Origin of the sequence: Shigella dysenteriae (assembly GCF_022354085.1) — a bacterium.
Classification (GTDB): Bacteria; Pseudomonadota; Gammaproteobacteria; order Enterobacterales; family Enterobacteriaceae; genus Escherichia; species Escherichia coli.
Window position 1 is genome coordinate 226243 of sequence record NZ_CP055055.1, and the last position, 21834, is coordinate 248076.

At 51.3% G+C, this 21834-nt stretch carries 24 protein-coding genes and 1 pseudogene; 17 read left to right on the forward strand and 8 right to left on the reverse strand.

All coding sequences use genetic code 11. From position 1 onward, the window contains the following. Positions 1–81 precede the first annotated feature (81 nt). From HUZ68_RS01165 to HUZ68_RS01200, 8 genes are read left to right on the forward strand one after another with little or no spacing between them, the layout of a single operon-like run. Positions 82–1410 (forward strand): DNA circularization protein, encoded by a 1329-nt coding sequence (locus HUZ68_RS01165; RefSeq protein WP_000219915.1) that lies wholly within the window; start codon positions 82–84, stop codon positions 1408–1410. Further along, entirely contained in the window at positions 1407–2486 is a 1080-nt protein-coding gene (locus HUZ68_RS01170) for a phage baseplate assembly protein (RefSeq protein WP_021567870.1), read from the forward strand. The genes HUZ68_RS01165 and HUZ68_RS01170 overlap by 4 nt, the downstream gene beginning before the upstream one ends. Then, positions 2486–3034 (forward strand): phage baseplate assembly protein V, encoded by a 549-nt coding sequence (locus tag HUZ68_RS01175; RefSeq protein WP_001752126.1) that lies wholly within the window; start codon positions 2486–2488, stop codon positions 3032–3034. The genes HUZ68_RS01170 and HUZ68_RS01175 overlap by 1 nt, the downstream gene beginning before the upstream one ends. Further along, positions 3034–3459: a phage GP46 family protein gene (locus tag HUZ68_RS01180; RefSeq protein WP_000424732.1), complete on the forward strand. Its 426-nt coding sequence runs from the start codon at positions 3034–3036 to the stop codon at positions 3457–3459. The genes HUZ68_RS01175 and HUZ68_RS01180 overlap by 1 nt, the downstream gene beginning before the upstream one ends. Continuing rightward, positions 3446–4504 carry a baseplate J/gp47 family protein gene (locus HUZ68_RS01185; protein ID WP_224465535.1) on the forward strand — a complete coding sequence of 353 codons (1059 nt, stop codon included), beginning with the start codon at positions 3446–3448 and terminating at the stop codon, positions 4502–4504. Before HUZ68_RS01180 ends, HUZ68_RS01185 begins: the two co-directional genes overlap by 14 nt. After that, a complete protein-coding gene (locus tag HUZ68_RS01190) occupies positions 4495–5079 on the forward strand; it encodes a YmfQ family protein (protein WP_000383548.1) in 585 nt (194 codons plus the stop codon). Before HUZ68_RS01185 ends, HUZ68_RS01190 begins: the two co-directional genes overlap by 10 nt. Before the next feature lie 3 nt (positions 5080–5082). Next, positions 5083–5853: a phage tail protein gene (locus HUZ68_RS01195; RefSeq protein WP_239594009.1), complete on the forward strand. Its 771-nt coding sequence runs from the start codon at positions 5083–5085 to the stop codon at positions 5851–5853. Then, positions 5853–6455, forward strand: coding sequence for a tail fiber assembly protein (locus HUZ68_RS01200; RefSeq protein WP_094304453.1), 603 nt, complete (start codon positions 5853–5855; stop codon positions 6453–6455). Before HUZ68_RS01195 ends, HUZ68_RS01200 begins: the two co-directional genes overlap by 1 nt. Here the strand turns inward: HUZ68_RS01200 and HUZ68_RS01205 are convergent. Next, the gene (locus HUZ68_RS01205) at positions 6427–6870 is read right to left on the reverse strand and encodes a tail fiber assembly protein (RefSeq protein WP_001045290.1); all 444 of its coding nucleotides are present in this window, start codon (positions 6868–6870) and stop codon (positions 6427–6429) included. The genes HUZ68_RS01200 and HUZ68_RS01205 overlap by 29 nt on opposite strands. 4 nt (positions 6871–6874) lie before the next feature. After that, on the reverse strand, positions 6875–7339 hold the full coding sequence (locus HUZ68_RS01210) for a gp53-like domain-containing protein (protein WP_239594010.1): 465 nt from the start codon (positions 7337–7339) through the stop codon (positions 6875–6877). Between HUZ68_RS01210 and HUZ68_RS01215 the strand changes: the two genes are divergently transcribed. Continuing rightward, entirely contained in the window at positions 7338–7901 is a 564-nt protein-coding gene (locus HUZ68_RS01215; protein ID WP_000639149.1) for a recombinase family protein, read from the forward strand. The genes HUZ68_RS01210 and HUZ68_RS01215 overlap by 2 nt on opposite strands. 143 nt (positions 7902–8044) lie before the next feature. Here HUZ68_RS01215 and HUZ68_RS01225 read toward each other — a convergent pair whose 3' ends face one another. Both HUZ68_RS01225 and HUZ68_RS01230 read right to left on the reverse strand, forming a co-directional pair. Then, entirely contained in the window at positions 8045–8293 is a 249-nt protein-coding gene (locus HUZ68_RS01225) for a DinI-like family protein (RefSeq protein WP_001217553.1), read from the reverse strand. Between the two features lie 61 nt (positions 8294–8354). After that, positions 8355–9452: a tyrosine-type recombinase/integrase gene (locus HUZ68_RS01230; RefSeq protein WP_021557428.1), complete on the reverse strand. Its 1098-nt coding sequence runs from the start codon at positions 9450–9452 to the stop codon at positions 8355–8357. An 88-nt stretch (positions 9453–9540) separates the two neighbouring features. Here HUZ68_RS01230 and dusA point away from each other — a divergent pair, with 88 nt between their 5' ends. Then, positions 9541–10578: a tRNA dihydrouridine(20/20a) synthase DusA gene (gene dusA, locus HUZ68_RS01235; protein WP_000543829.1), complete on the forward strand. Its 1038-nt coding sequence runs from the start codon at positions 9541–9543 to the stop codon at positions 10576–10578. Positions 10579–10711: 133 nt separating this feature from the next. Then, positions 10712–10954, forward strand: coding sequence for an envelope stress response protein PspG (gene pspG, locus HUZ68_RS01240; RefSeq protein WP_000891409.1), 243 nt, complete (start codon positions 10712–10714; stop codon positions 10952–10954). A 165-nt stretch (positions 10955–11119) separates the two neighbouring features. Here the strand turns inward: pspG and HUZ68_RS01245 are convergent, their stop codons facing one another. After that, a complete protein-coding gene (locus HUZ68_RS01245) occupies positions 11120–12103 on the reverse strand; it encodes a quinone oxidoreductase (protein WP_239594011.1) in 984 nt (327 codons plus the stop codon). 82 nt (positions 12104–12185) lie between these two features. Here HUZ68_RS01245 and dnaB point away from each other — a divergent pair, with 82 nt between their 5' ends. The 3 genes from dnaB to tyrB all read left to right on the forward strand — a co-directional run bounded on the left by dnaB (position 12186) and on the right by tyrB (position 16179). Continuing rightward, positions 12186–13601, forward strand: coding sequence for a replicative DNA helicase (gene dnaB, locus HUZ68_RS01250; protein WP_000918363.1), 1416 nt, complete (start codon positions 12186–12188; stop codon positions 13599–13601). A 52-nt stretch (positions 13602–13653) separates the two neighbouring features. Further along, a complete protein-coding gene (gene alr, locus HUZ68_RS01255; RefSeq protein ID WP_001147332.1) occupies positions 13654–14733 on the forward strand; it encodes an alanine racemase in 1080 nt (359 codons plus the stop codon). Between the two features lie 252 nt (positions 14734–14985). Then, positions 14986–16179, forward strand: coding sequence for an aromatic amino acid transaminase (gene tyrB / locus HUZ68_RS01260; RefSeq protein WP_033814904.1), 1194 nt, complete (start codon positions 14986–14988; stop codon positions 16177–16179). Positions 16180–16399: 220 nt separating this feature from the next. On the opposite strand, the gene HUZ68_RS01265 is transcribed toward tyrB, so the two are convergent. Together HUZ68_RS01265 and HUZ68_RS01270 are read right to left on the reverse strand one after the other, a co-directional pair. Then, positions 16400–16651: a hypothetical protein gene (locus HUZ68_RS01265; protein ID WP_216348314.1), complete on the reverse strand. Its 252-nt coding sequence runs from the start codon at positions 16649–16651 to the stop codon at positions 16400–16402. 29 nt (positions 16652–16680) lie between these two features. Then, a pseudogene (locus HUZ68_RS01270) lies at positions 16681–16885 on the reverse strand (hypothetical protein). A 414-nt stretch (positions 16886–17299) separates the two neighbouring features. Here HUZ68_RS01270 and aphA point away from each other — a divergent pair. The 3 genes from aphA (at position 17300) to HUZ68_RS01285 (ending at position 18900) form a co-directional block, all read left to right on the forward strand. Continuing rightward, a complete protein-coding gene (gene aphA, locus HUZ68_RS01275; protein ID WP_001300837.1) occupies positions 17300–18013 on the forward strand; it encodes an acid phosphatase AphA in 714 nt (237 codons plus the stop codon). Between the two features lie 110 nt (positions 18014–18123). Beyond that, on the forward strand, positions 18124–18540 hold the full coding sequence (locus tag HUZ68_RS01280; protein ID WP_000270375.1) for a secondary thiamine-phosphate synthase enzyme YjbQ: 417 nt from the start codon (positions 18124–18126) through the stop codon (positions 18538–18540). A gap of 3 nt (positions 18541–18543) precedes the next feature. Beyond that, positions 18544–18900, forward strand: a complete 357-nt coding sequence (locus HUZ68_RS01285; RefSeq protein ID WP_000155657.1) for an MmcQ/YjbR family DNA-binding protein — start codon at positions 18544–18546, stop codon at positions 18898–18900. 34 nt (positions 18901–18934) lie between these two features. Here the strand turns inward: HUZ68_RS01285 and uvrA are convergent, their stop codons facing one another. Continuing rightward, complete coding sequence (gene uvrA / locus HUZ68_RS01290) at positions 18935–21757, reverse strand: excinuclease ABC subunit UvrA (RefSeq protein WP_000357740.1); 2823 nt, start codon at positions 21755–21757, stop codon at positions 18935–18937. Positions 21758–21834 lie beyond the last annotated feature (77 nt).

The following is a 21834-nucleotide window of genomic DNA, read 5'->3' on the forward strand; positions in this document are numbered from 1 at the left end:
ATATTAGGTTCCCGCCACATCTTCTGCGATGTAAATAACTGACAAAGCAGATTTGGCGGGTTTTTTGTATCCGGAGTTTATATGACGTGGAAAGACAGGCTTCAGGATGCGTCATTTCGCGGCGTACCGTTTAAGGTTGAAGAAGAAAGTGCGGGAACCGGTCGCCGTGTGGAAACACACGAATATCCGAACCGCGACAAGCCCTATACCGAAGATCTGGGAAAAGTCACTTTCCGCCCGTCCATCACAGCTTATGTGGTGGGAGATGACTGCTTTGACCAGCGCGATCGCCTGATTGAAGCGCTGAATAAACCCGGTCCCGGCACGCTTGTCCACCCGACATATGGTGAGCTGAAAGTCTGTGTTGACGGGGAAGTTCGGGTCAGCACATCGAAAAGTGAAGGGCGTATTGTCCGCTTTGACCTGAAGTTTGTCGAAGCAGGAGAACTCTCTTACCCCACATCAGGTGCGGCGACGGCGCAGACGCTGATGTCATCCTGTTCTGCACTGGATGACTGCATCAGTGACAGCTTCAGCGGTTTCAGTATCGATGGTGTGGCGGATTTTGTGCAGAACGACGTTATCGGTAATGCCAGCATAATGCTGGGGTATGTTTCTGATGCGATGAAAGTGGTGGATTCTGCCGTATCGGATGCCGCCAGGCTGTTGCAGGGGGATATCTCGGTACTTCTGCCGCCGCCATCGTCAGGCAAAAATTTCGTTGAGCAGGTGCAGAAAATGTGGCGTACCGGGAAACGCCTTTATGGTAACGCCAGCGACCTGGTCACCATGATCAAAACGCTTTCCGGTGTCAGCCTCGGCAGCGATCTGCAACCGCGCGGCGTCTGGAAAACGGACAGTAAAACCACCGCCACGGCGACGCAGCAGCGTAACGTGGTTGCCAGCACCCTTCGTACGACCGCAATCAGCGAAGCGGCGTATGCCGTCACCCGATTGCCTGCGCCAACAACTTCCGCGGTGATGCAGAATTCCGCAGTGGGGCAGGCAACAACACCTGCGCAGAGCACTGGCTGGCCTTCCGTCACGCATCCGGCACTGAACAATGCACCGGCGGTGAAAAACACAGTTGACCTGCCGACGTGGGAAGAACTGACTGACATTCGCGACACACTGAATACGGCAATTGATAAGGAGTTGTCCCGTACAACCAGTGATGCGCTGTTTCTGGCGCTGCGCCGGGTGAAAGCAGATCTGAATGCGGATATCAACACGCGCCTTGAACAGTCTGCACGGATCATTCAGCGCACACCGGATGAGGTTTTACCCGCGCTGGTGCTGGCGGCGACCTGGTTTGATAACGCGGCGCGTGACGCGGACATTATCCGGCGTAATGCCATTACGCATCCCGGCTTTGTGCCGGTGATCCCTCTGAAGGTGCCAGTGCAATGAACGATAACGTCACGCTACGGGTAAATGGCCGGGAGTGGAATGGCTGGACATCGGTGCGCATCGGTGCCGGTGTTGAACGACTGGCGCGGGATTTCAGTGTGGAGATCACCCGCCAGTGGCCGGGAGATGAGGGTATCACCACGCTTCAGCCGCGCATTAAAAACGGTTCAAAAGTGGAAGTGCTGATTGGTGATGAGCTGGTGATCACCGGCTGGGTGGAGGCGACGCCCGTTCGTTACGATGCCCGTTCGGTCAGCACTGGTATTGCCGGACGCAGTCTAACCGCTGATCTGATTGACTGTGCAGCCGAACCGACACAGTTTAACGGACGATCGCTGGTACAGATTGCGCAGGCGCTTGCTGCGCCCTTCGGCATTGAGGTGGTGAACAACGGTGCGCCGTCGGGTGTTATTCCTGACGTCCAGCCTGATCACGGTGAAACGGTGATTGAGGTAATCAACAAAATACTCGGTCAGCAGCAGGCACTGGCTTACGACGACCCGCACGGCAGGCTGGTGATTGGCGGTATTGGCTCAACGCGGGCACATACCGCGCTGGTACTTGGGGAAAACATCCTTTCCTGTGATACGGAGAAGAGTATCCGGGAGCGGTTTTCAGTTTACCAGGTGGCGGGGCAGCGTGCCGGAAACGACGATGATTTCGGTGAGGCCACCACCACCGCGCTGCGGGCCCGCACAGAGGACGCATTTATTGCCCGTTACCGTCCGATGTATATCAGGCAGACAGGGCAGGCCACGGGGGCAGGCTGTATTGCGCGTGCTGACTTTGAAGCCCGACAACGGGCGGCGCGGACGGATGAAACCACCTATGTGGTGCAGGGCTGGCGACAGGGTAACGGTACGCTGTGGCAGCCCAACCAGCGGGTGATTGTCTTTGATCCGGTCTGTGGTTTCGACAATACCGAACTGCTTGTTTCGGAAGTCACGTTTACTCAGGACCAGAACGGCACCCTGACGGAAATCCGTGTCGGCCCGCCTGATGCTTATCTGCCTGAACCCGAAGATCCCGGCGCGCGGAAAAAGAAAAAAGCCAGAGTACAGGAGGACCCGTTCTGATGAGGGCGATTGAAACCATACAGCGACAACTCCTCGGGCTGATTGGGCGGGCCGTGGTGAAAAGCATCAGTGCCGCAACGAAATGTCAGACCGTGGATGTGTCCCTGATTGCCGGTGAACCCAAAGCCGGGGTTGAACATCTTGAACCTTACGGTTTTACCGCAAGGGCAAACAGCGGTGCGGAAGCGGTGGTGTTGTTTCCGGATGGCGACCGTTCTCATGCGGTGGTTGTTACGGTGTCGGATCGGCGTTACCGCCTGAAAGGGCTGCAGACGGGTGAGGTGGCTGTCTATGACGATCAGGGGCAGTCCGTGACGCTGACCCGGGAGGGGATCGTGGTGGACGGTGCAGGTAAAACGATCACGTTTCGCAATTCACCTAAAGCACGTTTTGAAATGGACTTGGAAGTGACAGGACAGGTGAAAGACCTGTGCGACTCCAGCGGTACCACCATGTCAGCGATGCGGCTTGCCTATAACGGGCATCGTCACAGAGAGAACGGTCAGGGCAGTAACACCGACAAACCTGATAAAGCGATGGAGGCATGATGGAACTGTGGCTGACGGTGAACGGTAAACGCACCTGCGCCAGCGCACCGCTGGATCCGCTGACCCGCGCCGTGGTGATTTCCCTGTTTACCTGGCGGCGGGCGGAGCCTGATGACAACGCCGACGTCCCGATGGGATGGTGGGGGGATACCTGGCCTGCGGTACAGAATGACCGTTACGGCTCCCGACTGTGGCTGCTTCAGCGCAGCAAACTGACCAATCAGCTGGTGCAGACGGTAAGGGGGTATATCCGCGAATGCCTGCAATGGATGATTGATGATGGCGTGGTGTCCCGTATTGATCTGGATATCCGCCGCACCGGGATTAATGAACTGGGTAACAGTATCACTCTCTGGCGTCGTGACGGACCGGTAATGATTTCTTTTGATGATCTGTGGAGTGCGATAACGCATGGCGGACAGTGAATTTCAGCGCCCGACGCTGGCAGAAAATATCAGTATGCTCCGTAACGATTTATTCGCCAGGCTGGACGTCAGCGACACGCTCCGGCGCATGGATGAAGACGTGCGGGCAAAGGTGTATGCGGCGGCGCTGCATACGGTTTACGGTTACATCGATTATCTGGCAATGAACATGCTGCCTGATCTGTGCGATGAGTCCTGGCTGGCGCGACATGCTGCGATGAAACGGTGTCCGCGCAAGGGGGCCACGGCTGCCAGCGGGTATATGCGCTGGGAAGGTGTCAGCGATGGCCTGAAGGTGACCGCCGGGAGTGTTATTCAGCGCGATGACCTGGTTCAGTACACGGCAACTGCCGATGCAATCAGCACTGGTGGTGTCCTGCGTGTGCCGATCACTTGCTCAACTACAGGCGCGGTCGGTAACGCTGACGACGGTACGGCATTAATCCTGGTCACGCCGGTGAATGGTCTGCCGTCTTCCGGTGTGGCTGACACCCTGACAGGCGGATTTGATACTGAAGAGCTGGAAACGTGGCGCGCCCGCGTCATTGAGCGGTATTACTGGACGCCTCAGGGCGGGGCTGACGGGGACTATGTCGTCTGGGCTAAAGAAGTGCCCGGCATTACCCGCGCATGGACATACCGACACTGGATGGGAACGGGGACTGTCGGTGTGATGATTGCCAGCAGTGACCTGATTAATCCCATTCCGGAAGAATCAACGGAAACGGCGGCAAGACAACATATCGGGCCACTGGCCCCGGTGGCAGGCTCTGATTTGCATGTGTTCAGGCCGGTGGCGCATACGGTGGATTTTCATATCCGTGTGACGCCGGACACACCGGAAATACGGGCTGCCATCACCGCGGAGTTGCGTTCGTTCCTGCTGCGTGATGGTTATCCGCAGGGAGAACTGAAGGTGTCGCGTATCAGTGAAGCGATTTCCGGTGCGAACGGGGAATACAGCCATCAGTTGCTTGCACCGGCGGAAAATATCTCCATTGCAAAAAATGAACTGGCGGTTCTGGGGACGATTTCATGGACGTGACAAACGATGATTACATCCGTCTGTTGTCGGCACTGCTGCCGCCCGGTCCGGCGTGGTCAGCCAGCGATCCGGCGATTGCCGGTGCGGCACCGTCATTAACCCGCGTTCATCAGCGTGCGGATGCCCTGATGCGGGAGCTGGATCCGCGCACCACCACCGAACTGATAAATCGCTGGGAGCGTCTGTGCGGCCTGCCGGATGAATGTATTCCCGCAGGAACACAGACCCTTCGCCAGCGTCAGCAACGACTGGATGCGAAGGTTAACCTGGCGGGCGGCATCAACGAGGATTTTTATCTTGCACAGCTTGCTGCCCTGGGCAGACCAGATGCCACCATCACGCGATACGACAAAAGCACGTTCACCTGCTCATCGGCCTGTACTGACGCTGTGAACGCGCCTGAATGGCGGTATTACTGGCAGGTCAACATGCCAGCTGCCACCAACACCACCTGGATGACATGTGGTGATCCCTGTGATTCCGCACTGCGTATCTGGGGCGACACCGTTGTCGAGTGTGTGCTTAACAAACTCTGCCCTTCGCATACCTACGTAATTTTTAAATATCCGGAGTAATCCATGCATCGTATAGACACGAAAACCGCGCAGAAGGATAAGTTCGGCGCGGGTAAGAACGGTTTTACCCGTGGTAACCCCCAGACCGGCACACCTGCCACCGATCTGGATGATGACTACTTTGACATGTTGCAGGAAGAACTCTGCAGCGTGGTGGAGGCATCCGGTGCCAGCCTGGAGAAGGGGCGGCATGACCAGCTGCTTACCGCGCTTCGTGCGCTGCTGTTAAGCCGCAAGAATCCGTTTGGCGATATCAAATCGGATGGCACGGTGAAAACGGCTCTCGAAAACCTTGGTTTGGGAGAAGGCTCTGCATTACCTGTTGGTGTGCCTGTTCCATGGCCTTCAGCCACACCGCCAACAGGCTGGCTGAAATGCAACGGTGCGGCATTTTCTGCTGAAGAATACCCGGAACTGGCAAAGGCTTATCCGACAAATAAATTACCTGATTTACGCGGTGAGTTTATTCGTGGCTGGGATGACGGGCGCGGTATTGATGCAGGACGTGTTTTATTGAGTATTCAGGCCGGAATGCTGGAAAAGCACCGTCATCCTGTTGTCGCCAACGATGGGTATGACTCAAAAGAGGAATGGGAACTGGCGACAATCTTCAGAAGAGCATATACGCAAGGCAGGGGGCTTGATGCTGCCGCTGCCGGAGGGAGTCTGATCCCATCACCAACGCTACATACACGAGGGAGTGTCGGTAATACTGGCGGGAGTGAAACCCGTCCACGAAATATTGCATTTAACTTTATCGTGAGGGCTGCATAATGGATAACGCCGTATTAAATAGCGAGCTTATTGCCACGAAGGCGGGGAATATTACAGTCTATAACTATGATGGTAAAACTCGGGAATATATTTCTACTTCAAATGAATATCTTGCCATTGGTGTCGGTATCCCTGCATATTCCTGTCTGGATGAACCTGGTATACATAAGGCGGGTTATGCTATCTGCCGTTCGATGGATTTAAACTCATGGGAATATGTGCCAGACCATCGCGGTGAAATCGTCTATAACACCGAAACGGGAGACGCCAAAGAAATCACAGCTCCGGGTGATTATCCTGAAAATACAACCACTATCGCCCCGTTAACGCCATTCGATAAATGGGATGGTAAGAAATGGGTGACTGATACTGAGGCACAGCATAGTGCCGCAGTAGACGCGGCAGAAGCACAGCGCCAGTCGCTGATTGATGCTGCAATGGCTTCCATCAGTCTGATTCAACTGAAATTACAGGCCGGGCGGAAGCTGACGCAGGCAGAAACAACCCGACTTAACGCCGTGCTGGATTACATTGACGCGGTGACGGTAACAGATACCAGCACCGCGCCGGATGTCATCTGGCCTGAACTGCCGGAGGCGTAGGCCATTCAATATCGGGGGCTGTTGAAGTATCAACACGCATCAGCAGTACACGGTATTTCTTCCATTGGGTGAGAGTTGAAGTTTCTTCATCAGTTGCAATGCCCGCATCAACAGCATCCTGACGCCAGGATATTTCACTGTCAGCTTTTGCACGAAATGTGGCTTTCATGTTTTCTGCATCTGATATTTTCTGTTCTGGTGAAAGCGGCGGCTCATCAACCCATGCAAGGGCCCCTGAAACCATTCCCAGCATTTTTCCTGTTGGCTTATTTCCCCCATTAAATCTGACAGCATCCTCATCACTGATTTCAATACCATCCTGCGGCCATGTCCCCTCCTTGATATAACTTTCGTATAGCGCTGCGTTGTAGATTGCATTTTCGGAAGGGCTGTAAACACTTTTAACTTTATTCATTCTGTTATCTCCCTTTCGCTATATAGCAAAGATTAAACCCACCGCTACCTGACATACGGGCTGTAAAACCCGTTCTTGAAGTACCAGTTGAGTTAACTCCATAAGCAGGCATGGTTGTTGGAGAAAGCAGAGACTCCTGGATATCTGCCATTGTCAGTGTAATTGATTCGACCCGCGCGGGGAAAGGTAGCGGGAAAACAACATTCGTCCCTGTCTGTCCAACGGGGAAACCGAAAATACCCCATTGTGTAATTACCCCATCCGGCCCCTTACTCCATCCAGATTTAGGATTCGGCCAGTCTGCTGCTCCAGAGTGCCCCGTTGTAAAACTACTCATATCTGGTACTTGCCCGGTATCCGTTCCGACGTTCCTCGTTGCCGCTTCTCCCAAACCAACCTTTGAAATATTTTTCTGAATCAGGTGATATTTCGCCTCTTCTCCTGTTTTTACAACAGGAGAAGCACTCATGATTTACGGGTATGTTCGTGTATCAACAAATCATCAGGATACAGAGTTGCAACGTCTTGCACTTGAGTCAGCTGGCTGTGAGCGAATTTATGAAGAATATGCCAGTGGCAGAACAGCTAATCGCCCTGTGTTAAAGGAATTAATTACGGTGATGAAAAGTGGAGATGAGTTGATTGTCTGGAAGTTAGATCGGATAGGGAGAAATGTGCTGCATGCGCTATTGATGTTTCAAAATCTGCACGAAAAAGGTGTTAATTTTCGGAGTATTACAGATGGCGTAGACCTGAAAACAGCAAGTGGTCGCTATAATTTCCGTAATATTCTTTCTGCTGCGCAGTATGAATCTGATTTGAATAGCGAGCGAACTTTAGCTGGTTTGGCTATTGCCAGATCCAAAGGCCGGATTGGTGGGCGTAGACCGAAGTTTAGCGACGAGCAGTGGCAACAGATGGGAGCGCTCATAGCGGCAGGGAAATCACGGCGTTATGTTGCACGTATCTATAACGTTGGGCTATCAACCCTATATAAACGATTTCCTGTTACTGGCATTCAAACGAAATAATTTAAAAGCAATTTAAAGAGTTATTTGTCTAATGTTGGAAGCCGCAGCCACGTCGTATGCAAGAACGTGCTGCGGCTGGCTGGCGAACTTTCGATAGTGCGATTATTGAATGATTTCCAGCCGTTACCGATTTTACGTGTTAATTAGTGAACAAACCACTCGTCAGCAGATTCCCAGGTATCTTTCAGAGTCTCCTGAACAAAAGTTTTTGCAGAATCCTTATCTGCGGTGCGTGTAACAGAAAGGCCATCGTTGCTGGTGGCTTTTACGATCACCTCTACATCGTCATAACGTTTACTGATGCGTCGGGTTAATTCTTCCTTTAACGCATCCACAGCACCGGTTGGCATTTTAGTCATTTTTTCTTTGGCTATGCAGATTTCAATACGCATAAAAGTCCCTCTATACTGTGTTTGTATACAGTATTATTTTTAACTGTATGGATAAACAGTGTCAAGGGGTCTTATTTCTGCTCCTTTGGAGCTCTTCAAAACGATTATGTAAAGATTTCGGATACAGTTCGGTATATACCTGCCATAGCACGTTTAATGAACGATGCCCTGTAACCTGGGCTACTTCCTCAATACTAAAACCAGCCTCAAATAAGCGACTTGCCCCTTCTCTACGCAAATCATGGTATCGCAGATCCTTAATACCTAATTTGCTTCTTACCCTCTGAAATCCCGCAGTAACAGAAGTGCTGTTATATGGAAAAATGAATTCCGATTTTTTGGGCTGTCGTTGGACGATATCCCAGGCTTCCCCAAGCAAGGCTACTTTCATGTGGTTGCCTTCCTTTTTGCGTGGATCTTTCCTGTCTCTTACGAGTATAGATTTTTGTTCCTGGTCGAGATCTTCCCATCGTAACCGGCATACTTCTCCGATTCGCATACAGGACCACACAGAAAATTTGAGGATATCAACGAACGGAATTTTTGAGCATTTATGAGTAGATCGTTGTTGAAGGCCTTCAATGAGCATGTCCAGTTCATCAGATGCTGGTCTACGATTACGACGGTTTGATTTACCAATCAAACCAAGTTTAAGTAGATATGGACGAGCACTTTTCGCCGGGTTTGATGTGTAATTAATTCCGTATACAGGTTTGGCCGCATCCAGAACACTGCCAAGATAACTAACATCGTGGCTGACTGTTGCTGGACCTGCGCCAGCGTTGTTTCTTAGCCTGCAATGTTCAATTACGTCATTTTCTGTCAGTTCAGATAGTTTGATCGCGGAGATGTCACTATCCATAAGCAGTTCCAGCACATATCTTTTAGTACGGCCTGCTTTACCTCCGGCATTTGGGTCATTTAAATATTTGTGTAGTAAGTCACGGACTGTAAGTCCGTCAACTGCATTTGATGATGGAATGCCATATAGATCTAATTCCATCACTTTCTGTGTGCCCCATGTTTTGGCATGAGCATGTTTAGGGAATGTTTTGCTTTCCCTGTAAGTGATAACACCTTTTTCTTTGATAATCACATTACAGCGATAGCGTGGTGTGCCATCGGATTTTAGTCGTTTCTCTATGTTATAGTACGCCATTACACGACCTCGTTATTTCGGGTTCCCATAAAACGTGGGAACCTGTGCGGGAACCTAATGCGAGAAAAATAGCCTGAAATGTTCAAAAATGCACGATAATCATGAAACACAAAAAATTAATCAAACCAGCGTGATGCCTGAAAAAACTGGTGTTTACTGGAATTCTCGGTTTAGCATTGCTCCTATGCTCGACTGGACGGACAGACATTGCCGCTATTTCTTGCGTCTGCTTTCCCGCAATACGCTGCTGTATACCGAAATGGTGACCACAGGGGCGATTATTCACGGTAAAGGTGATTACCTGGCGTACAGTGAAGAAGAACATCCGGTAGCGTTGCAACTCGGCGGTAGCGATCCGGCGGCGCTGGCGCAGTGTGCGAAGCTGGCAGAAGCGCGCGGATATGATGAGATCAACCTGAATGTCGGCTGCCCGTCTGACCGGGTGCAGAACGGCATGTTTGGTGCGTGTCTGATGGGTAATGCGCAGCTGGTTGCCGACTGCGTGAAAGCGATGCGCGATGTGGTGTCGATTCCGGTGACGGTGAAAACGCGTATTGGCATCGATGACCAGGACAGCTATGAATTTCTCTGCAATTTCATCAACACCGTTTCCGGCAAAGGCGAGTGTGAGATGTTCATCATCCACGCACGTAAAGCCTGGCTTTCGGGGTTAAGCCCGAAAGAAAACCGTGAAATCCCGCCGCTCGATTATCCGCGTGTGTATCAACTGAAGCGTGACTTTCCGCATCTGACGATGTCGATTAACGGTGGCATCAAGTCGCTGGAAGAAGCTAAAGCGCATTTGCAACATATGGATGGCGTGATGGTCGGGCGCGAGGCGTATCAGAATCCGGGTATTCTGGCGGCGGTAGACCGGGAGATCTTTGGTTCCTCGGATACCGATGCCGATCCGGTGGCGGTAGTGCGCGCCATGTATCCGTACATTGAGCGTGAACTCAGCCAGGGGACGTATCTCGGCCATATTACCCGGCATATGCTGGGCTTGTTCCAGGGTATTCCTGGCGCGCGGCAGTGGCGGCGTTATTTAAGTGAAAATGCCCATAAAGCGGGTGCTGACATTAACGTGCTGGAACACGCGCTCAAACTGGTGGCGGATAAGCGTTAACTTTTCACCAAAAAGTAGTCAAATTCACCACGCCCTGCGCACCGTCGCGGGGCGTTTTGCTGTTAAATCAATAGATTATTTTTGGCATGATTCTTGTAATGCCTGCAAGAGATTTCATATTTGGGAGAGCATCATGCTGGAACTACTTTTTGTGATTGGCTTTTTTGTCATGTTGATGGTCACCGGCGTTTCGTTGCTGGGCATTATCGCCGCGCTGGTTGTGGCGACGGCCATTATGTTCCTCGGCGGTATGCTGGCATTGATGATTAAGTTGCTGCCGTGGTTACTCCTGACGATTGCGGTGGTGTGGGTTATTAAGGCGATTAAAGCACCAAAAGTGCCGAAATATCAGCGTTATGACCGCTGGCGTTACTAAGGGATTGTGCGGATGATCACAACCTAAGGTTTTATCCTTAGAACAAAATAGGAATTGATAATCAAATCTGTCACTATTGCGCCTCTAACAGATTCATCGTGCTGTACCCTACATACAGCCGAACTATAAAAAGAAAGGGCTTCCCAGGTGGAAGCCCTATTTCTTTTATGGAATCAACAGGCTGGAACCTTGCGTCGCGCGGCTTTCCAGAATCTCATGCGCACGCTGCGCATCCTTCAGCGGATATTTCTGCTGCTCGGCGACATCGACCTTAATCACACCGCTGGCAATCAAAGAGAACAGTTCATTACTGGCCTCGGTTAGTTCCTCCCGCGTGGTGATATAGCCTTGCAGGGAAGGGCGTGTCACATACAACGAGCCTTTCTGATTGAGAATGCCTAAGTTCACACCGGTAACCGCACCTGATGAGTTGCCAAAACTCACCATTAAGCCGCGGCGTTGCAGGCAATCCAGCGACCGTTCCCAGGTGTCTCTGCCCACGGAATCGTACACCACGCGCACTTTTTTACCACCGGTGATCTCTTTTAACCGCTCGACCAGATTCTCTTTACGATAGTTAATAACCTGCCACGCGCCCGCTTTTAGCGCGCTCTGCGCTTTTTGCGCGGTTCCTACGGTGCCGATAAGTTTCGCGCCCAGGGCTTTTGCCCACTGGCAGGCAATCAAGCCAACGCCGCCAGCTGCTGCGTGGAACAGGAACTGTTCATCGGGTTTAATTTCATAGGTTTTGCGCAGCAGATAATAAACCGTTAAGCCTTTCAGGAAAGATGCTGCAGCTTGCTCAAAAGAAATTGCCGCAGGCAGAATCGCCGCTTTATCCGCATTAATGTTATGCACAGAGCTGTAAGCGCCTAACGCCGACTGCGCATAGACTACACGATCGCCTGCCTTAATATGCTTTACACCACTGCCGACCTTACTCACGATGCCTGCCGCTTCGGTACCTAATCCGCTGGGTAGCGATGGCGGCGGGTAAAGGCCGCTGCGGATATACGTGTCGATAAAATTGATGCCGATGGCTTTATTTTCGACCTGGATTTCATTCTCCGCCGGATCGGCAGGAGTGAACTCTACGGCTTGAAGTACTTCCGGGCCACCGTGCTTGTGAAATTCAATTCGTGTTGCCATGTGTCCTCCAGAACGTATCGTCAGGGTCTGCTTCATATGGTAAAGTTTCGACCCATTCTTTATCTCGGTAACTCCATTCACTATGGCAGGAAATAAACCCTTCAACAAACAGCAGGCTGAACCCCGCGAACGCGATCCACAAGTTGCCGGGCTGAAAGTGCCTCCGCACTCGATCGAAGCGGAGCAGTCGGTGTTGGGCGGTTTAATGCTGGATAACGAACGCTGGGATGATGTAGCCGAGCGTGTGGTAGCAGACGATTTTTACACCCGCCCACACCGTCATATCTTTACTGAAATGGCGCGTTTGCAGGAAAGCGGTAGTCCTATCGATCTGATTACTCTTGCGGAATCGCTGGAACGCCAGGGGCAACTCGATAGCGTCGGTGGTTTTGCTTATCTGGCAGAGCTGTCAAAAAATACGCCAAGTGCAGCGAACATCAGTGCTTATGCTGACATCGTGCGTGAACGTGCCGTTGTCCGTGAGATGATCTCGGTTGCGAATGAGATTGCCGAAGCCGGTTTTGATCCGCAGGGGCGCACCAGTGAAGATCTGCTGGACCTGGCTGAATCCCGCGTCTTTAAAATTGCCGAAAGTCGTGCAAACAAAGACGAAGGGCCGAAGAACATCGCCGATGTGCTCGACGCAACCGTGGCGCGTATTGAGCAGTTGTTTCAGCAGCCACACGATGGCGTTACCGGGGTAAACACCGGTTATGACGATCTCAACAAAAAAACCGCTGGCTTGCAGCCGTCGGATTTGATCATCGTCGCCGCGCGTCCGTCGATGGGTAAAACAACATTTGCGATGAACCTCGTCGAAAACGCGGCGATGTTGCAGGATAAACCGGTACTTATCTTCTCGCTGGAGATGCCATCAGAACAGATCATGATGCGTTCTCTGGCGTCGCTGTCGCGCGTTGACCAGACTAAAATCCGTACCGGGCAGCTCGATGATGAAGACTGGGCGCGCATTTCCGGCACCATGGGTATTTTGCTCGAAAAACGCAATATCTATATCGATGACTCCTCCGGCTTGACTCCAACGGAAGTGCGTTCCCGCGCACGCCGTATTGCCCGTGAACACGGCGGCATCGGGCTTATCATGATCGACTACCTGCAACTGATGCGCGTACCGGCGCTTTCCGATAACCGTACGCTGGAAATTGCAGAAATCTCCCGCTCGCTGAAAGCACTGGCGAAAGAACTGAACGTGCCGGTGGTGGCGCTGTCCCAGTTGAACCGTTCTCTGGAACAACGTGCCGACAAACGCCCGGTCAACTCCGACCTGCGTGAATCTGGCTCTATCGAGCAGGATGCGGACTTGATCATGTTTATCTATCGTGATGAGGTGTATCACGAAAACAGTGATTTAAAAGGCATCGCGGAAATTATTATCGGTAAACAACGTAACGGCCCAATCGGGACGGTACGCCTGACCTTTAACGGTCAATGGTCGCGCTTCGACAACTATGCGGGGCCGCAGTACGACGACGAATAATAATTATTTTATGAATTAGGTAATTAAAGCAAACACTTATCAAGGAACACAAATGCAAGCGGCAACTGTTGTGATTAACCGCCGCGCTCTGCGACACAACCTGCAACGTCTTCGTGAACTGGCACCTGCCAGTAAAATGGTTGCGGTGGTGAAAGCGAACGCTTATGGTCACGGTCTTCTTGAGACCGCGCGAACGCTCCCCGATGCTGACGCCTTTGGCGTAGCCCGTCTCGAAGAAGCTCTGCGACTGCGTGCGGGGGGAATCACCAAACCTGTACTGTTACTCGAAGGCTTTTTTGATGCCAGAGATCTGCCGACGATTTCTGCGCAACATTTTCATACCGCCGTGCATAACGAAGAACAGCTGGCTGCGCTGGAAGAGGCTAGCCTGGACGAGCCGGTTACCGTCTGGATGAAACTCGATACCGGTATGCACCGTCTGGGCGTAAGGCCGGAACAGGCTGAGGCGTTTTATCATCGCCTGACCCAGTGCAAAAACGTTCGTCAGCCGGTGAATATCGTCAGCCATTTTGCGCGCGCGGATGAACCAAAATGTGGCGCAACCGAGAAACAACTCGCTATCTTTAATACCTTTTGCGAAGGCAAACCTGGTCAACGTTCCATTGCCGCATCGGGTGGCATTCTACTCTGGCCACAGTCGCATTTTGACTGGGTGCGCCCGGGCATCATTCTTTATGGCGTCTCGCCGCTGGAAGATCGCTCCACCGGTGCCGATTTTGGCTGTCAGCCAGTGATGTCACTAACCTCCAGCCTGATTGCCGTGCGTGAGCATAAAGTCGGAGAGCCTGTCGGTTATGGTGGAACCTGGATAAGCGAACGTGATACTCGTCTTGGTGTAGTTGCGATGGGCTATGGCGATGGTTATCCGCGCGCCGCGCCGTCTGGTACGCCAGTGCTGGTGAACGGTCGCGAAGTGCCGATTGTCGGGCGAGTCGCGATGGATATGATCTGCGTAGACTTAGGTCCACAGGCACAGGATAAAGCCGGGGACCCGGTCATTTTGTGGGGTGAAGGTTTGCCCGTAGAACGTATCGCTGAAATGACGAAAGTAAGCGCTTACGAACTTATTACGCGCCTGACTTCAAGGGTCGCGATGAAATACGTGGATTAATCGTTCTGTAATATTTGATTGTCTGTGCCGGATGCGGCGTGAATGCCTTATCCGGCCAATAAAATCCTACCAATTCAATAAGTTGATATTCTTTCATGCTCTTATAAAGGTCGTGCCTCTGGCGGATGTACGTTTGTCATGAGTCTCACTCTGTTGCTAATTGCCGTTCGCCCCTGAACATCCACTCGATCTTCGCCTTCTTCCGGTTTATTGTGTTTTAACCACCTGCCCGTAAACCTGGAGAACCATCGCGTGTTTCAAAAAGTTGACGCCTACGCTGGCGACCCGATTCTTACGCTTATGGAGCGTTTTAAAGAAGACCCTCGCAGCGACAAAGTGAATTTAAGTATCGGTCTGTACTACAACGAAGACGGAATTATTCCACAACTGAAAGCCGTGGCGGAGGCGGAAGCGCGCCTGAATGCGGTGCCTCATGGCGCTTCGCTTTATTTACCGATGGAAGGGCTTAACAGCTATCGCCATGCCATTGCGCCGCTGCTGTTTGGTGCCGACCATCCGGTACTGCAACAACAGCGCGTAGCAACCATTCAAACCCTTGGCGGCTCAGGGGCATTGAAAGTGGGCGCGGATTTCCTGAAACGCTACTTTCCGGAATCAGGCGTCTGGGTCAGCGATCCTACCTGGGAAAACCACGTAGCAATATTCGCCGGGGCTGGATTCGAAGTAAGTACTTACCCCTGGTATGACGAAGCGACTAACGGCGTGCGCTTTAATGACCTGTTGGCGACGCTGAAAACATTACCTGCCCGCAGTATTGTGTTGCTGCATCCATGTTGCCACAACCCAACGGGTGCCGATCTCACTAATGACCAGTGGGATGCGGTGATTGAAATTCTCAAAGCCCGCGAGCTTATCCCATTCCTTGATATTGCCTATCAAGGATTTGGTGCCGGTATGGAAGAGGATGCCTACGCCATTCGCGCCATTGCCAGCGCTGGATTACCCGCTCTGGTGAGCAATTCGTTCTCGAAAATTTTCTCCCTTTACGGCGAGCGCGTTGGCGGACTTTCTGTTCTGTGTGAAGATGCCGAAGCCGCAGGCCGCGTACTGGGGCAATTGAAAGCAACAGTTCGCCGCAACTACTCCAGCCCGCCGAATTTTGGTGCGCAGGTGGTGGCTGCAGTGCTGAATGACGAGGCATTGAAAGCCAGCTGGCTGGCGGAAGTAGAAGAGATGCGTACTCGCATTCTGGCAATGCGTCAGGAACTGGTGAAGGTATTAAGCACAGAGATGCCAGAACGCAATTTCGATTATCTGCTTAATCAGCGCGGCATGTTCAGTTATACCGGTTTAAGTGCCGCTCAGGTTGACCGACTACGTGAAGAATTTGGTGTCTATCTCATCGCCAGCGGTCGCATGTGTGTCGCCGGGTTAAATACGGTAAATGTACAACGTGTGGCAAAGGCGTTTGCTGCGGTGATGTAATGCAGGAAAGCAGGCTGGAATTACCCAGCCTGCAGTGAAATTAAACTGTCGTCGCTTTCACTCTTTCTTTATAGATGATTTTTTTGATACCATCGTTCTACGTGAGAGATAATAAACGTTGTTAGTTCTTTTATTGTTAATATTATCCTAATTATCTGGAATTCCTTTCCCTGTTTTTTGTGCGGGGTAATAATTTCTGCATTTCTAATCATTATTAAACTTAATAATAAGTGCCGGGTTTGTTACGATAGTATTCTGCTATATCCTCAAGAATATGCTTTGCCTTATTGCCTGTGACTTTCTGACATTCAATTTCAGTATCATTAAATTCTAAAGTTAAAGAGAACTCATTTTTTCCGCTTTGTGTAAGTTTAACCTTATATTGATTACCAATATCAAATGAAAAGGTCCTGTAATGAGAATAATCACCTTTAACCTCCTCGGCAAAACAGCAAAGCGTACAAATATACATACAATCTTTCTTTCCCCTGATTTTGTTAACTAAATCAATAAAAGCGTGAAAAACTGTACTTGCAATAGAACTTGATACTTCTTCTCCAGGTCTACAAAAATCTTTTGCAATTTTTAACTGTATTTCTATATATAAAAAGAAATCTTTGGCATAAGAGATATCTTTATTATTTAGTGCATCTAGTTCAACAGGTAAAGATGTCGTTTTGTTGCTATTCACATATGATATATTCATGTCATCACCTCCTTCGGGAGTAATAAAATTAGTCAAAATTGTAGGGTAGGGTTCTGATCAATCAGAAATCATCTTTATAAAAATGTTATTTTATAAACTTCGATTGTTTTTGTAATGCTGTATCATTAAGTTCATTAAATCGTACAGCAGATAAATGTTCTATCAAATTTCGCTCATTTGCAGAGGAATCATCATAATAAACGTAACATTAATGTATCCTTACATCGAGCAATAAACATTTTTTACAAAAAAGACAGGAGCGTATTTACTGGGTTAAATATAATCATCCTGCTTTTCATCACAAAAAACGCAGATAATCCTTCCTTTCCCCTGTAGCTGGCGTTATGGTCAGATAGTTTTTGCAACAAATCTCACAATAAAAAGTTTCAACATACTGACTATTTAGGGAAAAATATGCGCAAGATCACACAGGCAATCAGTGCCGTTTGCTTATTGTTCGCTCTAAACAGTTCCGCTGTTGCCCTGGCCTCATCTCCTTCACCGCTTAACCCTGGTACTAACGTTGCCAGGCTTGCTGAACAGGCACCAATTCATTGGGTTTCGGTCGCACAAATTGAAAATAGCCTCGCAGGGCGTCCGCCAATGGCGGTGGGGTTTGATATCGATGACACGGTACTTTTTTCCAGTCCGGGCTTCTGGCGCGGCAAAAAAACCTTCTCGCCAGAAAGCGAAGATTATCTGAAAAATCCTGTGTTCTGGGAAAAAATGAACAATGGCTGGGATGAATTCAGCATTCCAAAAGAGGTCGCTCGCCAGCTGATTGATATGCATGTACGCCGCGGTGACGCGATCTTCTTTGTGACTGGTCGTAGCCCGACGAAAACAGAAACGGTTTCAAAAACGCTGGCGGATAATTTTCATATTCCTGCCACCAGCATGAATCCGGTGATCTTTGCGGGCGATAAACCAGGGCAAAATACAAAATCGCAATGGCTGCAGGATAAAAATATCCGAATTTTTTATGGCGATTCCGATAACGATATTACCGCCGCACGCGATGTCGGCGCTCGTGGTATCCGCATTCTGCGTGCCTCCAACTCTACCTACAAACCCTTGCCACAAGCGGGTGCGTTTGGTGAAGAGGTGATCGTCAATTCAGAATACTGACAGAGCGGGAGAGCGTGACACTCTCCCGAATGCTGTTTTTTTAATCACACCTTTATCCTTTCGCTGTCTTGCTGCAAACTGATTAAGAGAGTTTTATCAAGGAGCAGCACATGTGGTATCAAAAGACGCTCACGCTTAGCGCCAAATCTCGTGGGTTTCATCTGGTAACGGATGAAATTCTGAATCAGCTGGCTGATATGCCGCGCGTTAACATCGGCTTACTGCATCTGTTGCTGCAACATACCTCCGCCTCTCTGACACTTAATGAGAACTGCGATCCCACCGTACGCCACGACATGGAGCGTTTTTTCCTCCGCACCGTTCCCGACAACGGAAATTATGAGCATGACTATGAGGGAGCAGACGATATGCCTTCTCATATCAAATCCTCAATGCTGGGAACATCGCTTGTATTGCCGGTGCATAAAGGGCGTATTCAGACCGGCACCTGGCAAGGCATTTGGCTGGGGGAACATCGCATCCACGGCGGATCGCGTCGCATCATCGCGACACTACAAGGGGAGTAAAAAATGACCATTTCGGAGTTGCTACAATATTGCATGGCAAAACCAGGCGCAGAACAGAGCGTGCATAACGACTGGAAAGCGACGCAGATCAAAGTGGAAGATGTACTGTTTGCGATGGTGAAAGAAGTAGAAAATCGCCCAGCTGTTTCGCTGAAAACCAGCCCGGAGCTGGCGGAGCTGCTACGTCAGCAGCACAGCGATGTGCGCCCAAGCCGCCATCTGAATAAAGCGCACTGGAGCACCGTGTATCTCGACGGTTCGCTGCCGGATTCGCAAATCTATTATCTGGTGGATGCGTCTTATCAGCAGGCGGTGAATTTACTGCCGGAAGAAAAACGTAAATTGCTGGTGCAACTCTGAAAGGAAAAGGCCGCTCGGAAAGCGGCCTTAACGATTACAGCATCGGCTTGAGGAAGCGTGCCGTATGTGAAGCTTCGCACTCCGCGACGGTTTCTGGCGTACCGGAGACGAGGATCTCGCCGCCACCACTGCCGCCTTCTGGTCCCAGATCGACAATCCAGTCAGCGGTTTTGATCACGTCGAGATTGTGCTCAATCACCACAATGGTGTTGCCCTGATCGCGCAGTTTATGCAGTACGTCGAGCAGTTGCTGAATATCGGCGAAGTGCAAACCGGTGGTCGGCTCGTCGAGAATATACAGCGTCTGCCCGGTGCCGCGTTTTGACAGCTCACGCGCCAGCTTCACGCGCTGGGCTTCACCACCAGAAAGTGTGGTTGCGGACTGCCCCAGGCGAATGTACGTCAGGCCAACGTCCATCAACGTTTGCAGCTTACGCGCCAGAGCTGGCACCGCATCAAAGAACTCACGCGCCTCTTCGATGGTCATATCCAGCACTTCGTGGATGGTTTTGCCTTTGTACTTAATCTCCAGCGTTTCACGGTTATAGCGTTTACCTTTGCACTGGTCGCACGGTACGTAAATGTCCGGCAGGAAGTGCATCTCCACTTTGATCACGCCATCGCCCTGACAGGCCTCGCAGCGTCCGCCACGGACGTTAAAGCTGAAACGTCCCGGCGTATAGCCGCGCGCACGGGATTCCGGTACGCCCGCAAACAGTTCGCGCACAGGCGTAAACACGCCGGTATAGGTCGCCGGGTTAGAACGCGGAGTACGACCAATTGGGCTTTGGTCGATATCGATTACTTTGTCGAAATGCTCCAGTCCCTGAATATCGCGGTACGGTGCCGGTTCGGCGATGGTTGCCCCATTCAACTGGCGTTGGGCAATCGGGAACAGTGTGTCGTTAATCAGCGTCGATTTACCGGAACCTGAAACCCCTGTGATGCAGGTAAACAGACCGACTGGCAGCGTCAGCGTCACGTCTTTCAGGTTATTACCGCGTGCGCCTGTCAGCTTCAGCACTTTTTCCGGATTCGCCGGAACGCGTTTCTTCGGCACTTCAATCTTGCGTTTACCGCTCATGTACTGTCCGGTTAACGACTCCGGCACCGCCATAATCGCTTCCAGTGGACCTTCCGCGACCACTTCACCGCCGTGTACACCTGCGCCCGGGCCAATGTCGATCACATGGTCAGCGGCGCGAATCGCGTCTTCGTCGTGCTCCACCACAATCACGGTATTACCGAGATCGCGCAGATGGATAAGCGTACCCAACAGGCGCTCGTTATCGCGCTGGTGCAGGCCGATAGACGGCTCGTCCAGTACATACATCACGCCAACCAGGCCCGCACCAATCTGGCTCGCCAGACGGATACGCTGGGCTTCACCGCCAGAAAGCGTCTCTGCCGAGCGGGAAAGCGTCAGGTAATTCAGGCCGACGTTAACGAGGAATTTCAAACGATCGCCGATCTCTTTAAGAATTTTTTCCGCAATCTTCGCCCGCTGACCTGCGAGTTTGAGATTGTTGAAGAATTCCATCGCATGACCGATGCTCATGTCGGAGATAGCGGGCAGCGGCGTATTCTCGACATACACATGGCGCGCTTCCCGACGCAGACGCGTTCCTTCGCAGCTGGCGCATGGGCGATTGCTGATAAACTTGGCTAATTCTTCACGTACCGCACTGGATTCTGTCTCTTTATAACGGCGCTCCATATTGTGCAGCACGCCTTCGAACGGATGACGACGGATGGAGGTATCGCCACGATCGTTCATGTATTTGAATTCAATGTTTTCTTTGCCAGAACCGTACAACACCACTTTATGCACGTTCGCGCTCAAGCTGCCCCACGGCGCTTCGACGTCGAACTTATAGTGATCTGCCAGTGATTTCAGCATCTGGAAATAATAGAAGTTGCGGCGATCCCAGCCACGGATCGCACCACCTGCCAGCGACAGTTCCGGATTCTGGATCACGCGGTCAGGATCGAAATATTGCTGTACGCCAAGGCCGTCGCAGGTCGGGCAGGCCCCCGCCGGGTTGTTAAACGAAAACAGTCGCGGCTCCAGCTCGCGCATACTGTAACCGCAAATTGGGCAGGCGAAGTTGGCGGAGAACAGCAGCTCTTCCGCTTTCGGGTCGTCCATATCCGCCACTACCGCGGTACCACCGGAAAGCTCCAGCGCGGTTTCAAAAGATTCAGCCAGACGTTGGGTAAGATCGTCACGCACCTTGAAGCGATCAACCACCACTTCAATGGTATGTTTCTTTTGCAGTTCCAGTTTCGGCGGATCGGAAAGATCGCAGACTTCGCCATCAATACGAGCACGGATGTAACCCTGGCTTGCCAGGTTCTCCAGCGTTTTGGTGTGTTCGCCTTTGCGCTCTTTAATGATTGGCGCGAGTAGCATCAGACGCTTGCCTTCCGGCTGCGACAGCACGTTATCCACCATCTGGCTGACGGTTTGCGCCGCCAGCGGGACGTCGTGGTCCGGACAGCGCGGTTCGCCGACGCGGGCGAACAACAAACGCAAATAGTCGTGGATTTCGGTGATTGTCCCCACCGTAGAACGCGGGTTATGAGACGTCGATTTCTGCTCAATTGAGATGGCAGGAGAAAGCCCCTCAATATGATCGACGTCCGGCTTTTCCATCAGTGACAGAAACTGCCGCGCGTAGGCGGAAAGGGATTCAACGTAACGGCGCTGCCCTTCGGCATATAAGGTGTCGAAAGCGAGCGAGGATTTGCCAGAACCCGAAAGCCCGGTCACGACAATGAGCTTGTCGCGGGGGATAACGAGGTTGATGTTTTTGAGATTATGGGTGCGGGCGCCCCGAACTTCGATCTTATCCATTCACCTTTCCCGGATTAAACGCTTTTTTGCCCGGTGGCATGGTGCTACCGGCGATCACAAACGGTTAATTATGACAC

Bases quoted from the DNA above. Each gene is read 5' to 3' on its own strand.
- HUZ68_RS01165 (WP_000219915.1), top strand. From the start codon at position 82: ATGACGTGGAAAGACAGGCTTCAGGATGCGTCATTTCGCGGCGTACCG.
- HUZ68_RS01170 (WP_021567870.1), top strand. From the start codon at position 1,407: ATGAACGATAACGTCACGCTACGGGTAAATGGCCGGGAGTGGAATGGC.
- HUZ68_RS01175 (WP_001752126.1), top strand. From the start codon at position 2,486: ATGAGGGCGATTGAAACCATACAGCGACAACTCCTCGGGCTGATTGGG.
- HUZ68_RS01180 (WP_000424732.1), top strand. From the start codon at position 3,034: ATGGAACTGTGGCTGACGGTGAACGGTAAACGCACCTGCGCCAGCGCA.
- HUZ68_RS01185 (WP_224465535.1), top strand. From the start codon at position 3,446: ATGGCGGACAGTGAATTTCAGCGCCCGACGCTGGCAGAAAATATCAGT.
- HUZ68_RS01190 (WP_000383548.1), top strand. From the start codon at position 4,495: ATGGACGTGACAAACGATGATTACATCCGTCTGTTGTCGGCACTGCTG.
- HUZ68_RS01195 (WP_239594009.1), top strand. From the start codon at position 5,083: ATGCATCGTATAGACACGAAAACCGCGCAGAAGGATAAGTTCGGCGCG.
- HUZ68_RS01200 (WP_094304453.1), top strand. From the start codon at position 5,853: ATGGATAACGCCGTATTAAATAGCGAGCTTATTGCCACGAAGGCGGGG.
- HUZ68_RS01205 (WP_001045290.1), bottom strand. From the start codon at position 6,870: ATGAATAAAGTTAAAAGTGTTTACAGCCCTTCCGAAAATGCAATCTAC.
- HUZ68_RS01215 (WP_000639149.1), top strand. From the start codon at position 7,338: ATGATTTACGGGTATGTTCGTGTATCAACAAATCATCAGGATACAGAG.
- HUZ68_RS01210 (WP_239594010.1), bottom strand. From the start codon at position 7,339: ATGAGTGCTTCTCCTGTTGTAAAAACAGGAGAAGAGGCGAAATATCAC.
- HUZ68_RS01225 (WP_001217553.1), bottom strand. From the start codon at position 8,293: ATGCGTATTGAAATCTGCATAGCCAAAGAAAAAATGACTAAAATGCCA.
- HUZ68_RS01230 (WP_021557428.1), bottom strand. From the start codon at position 9,452: ATGGCGTACTATAACATAGAGAAACGACTAAAATCCGATGGCACACCA.
- dusA (WP_000543829.1), top strand. From the start codon at position 9,541: ATGCACGATAATCATGAAACACAAAAAATTAATCAAACCAGCGTGATG.
- pspG (WP_000891409.1), top strand. From the start codon at position 10,712: ATGCTGGAACTACTTTTTGTGATTGGCTTTTTTGTCATGTTGATGGTC.
- HUZ68_RS01245 (WP_239594011.1), bottom strand. From the start codon at position 12,103: ATGGCAACACGAATTGAATTTCACAAGCACGGTGGCCCGGAAGTACTT.
- dnaB (WP_000918363.1), top strand. From the start codon at position 12,186: ATGGCAGGAAATAAACCCTTCAACAAACAGCAGGCTGAACCCCGCGAA.
- alr (WP_001147332.1), top strand. From the start codon at position 13,654: ATGCAAGCGGCAACTGTTGTGATTAACCGCCGCGCTCTGCGACACAAC.
- HUZ68_RS01265 (WP_216348314.1), bottom strand. From the start codon at position 16,651: ATGTATATTTGTACGCTTTGCTGTTTTGCCGAGGAGGTTAAAGGTGAT.
- aphA (WP_001300837.1), top strand. From the start codon at position 17,300: ATGCGCAAGATCACACAGGCAATCAGTGCCGTTTGCTTATTGTTCGCT.
- HUZ68_RS01280 (WP_000270375.1), top strand. From the start codon at position 18,124: ATGTGGTATCAAAAGACGCTCACGCTTAGCGCCAAATCTCGTGGGTTT.
- HUZ68_RS01285 (WP_000155657.1), top strand. From the start codon at position 18,544: ATGACCATTTCGGAGTTGCTACAATATTGCATGGCAAAACCAGGCGCA.
- uvrA (WP_000357740.1), bottom strand. From the start codon at position 21,757: ATGGATAAGATCGAAGTTCGGGGCGCCCGCACCCATAATCTCAAAAAC.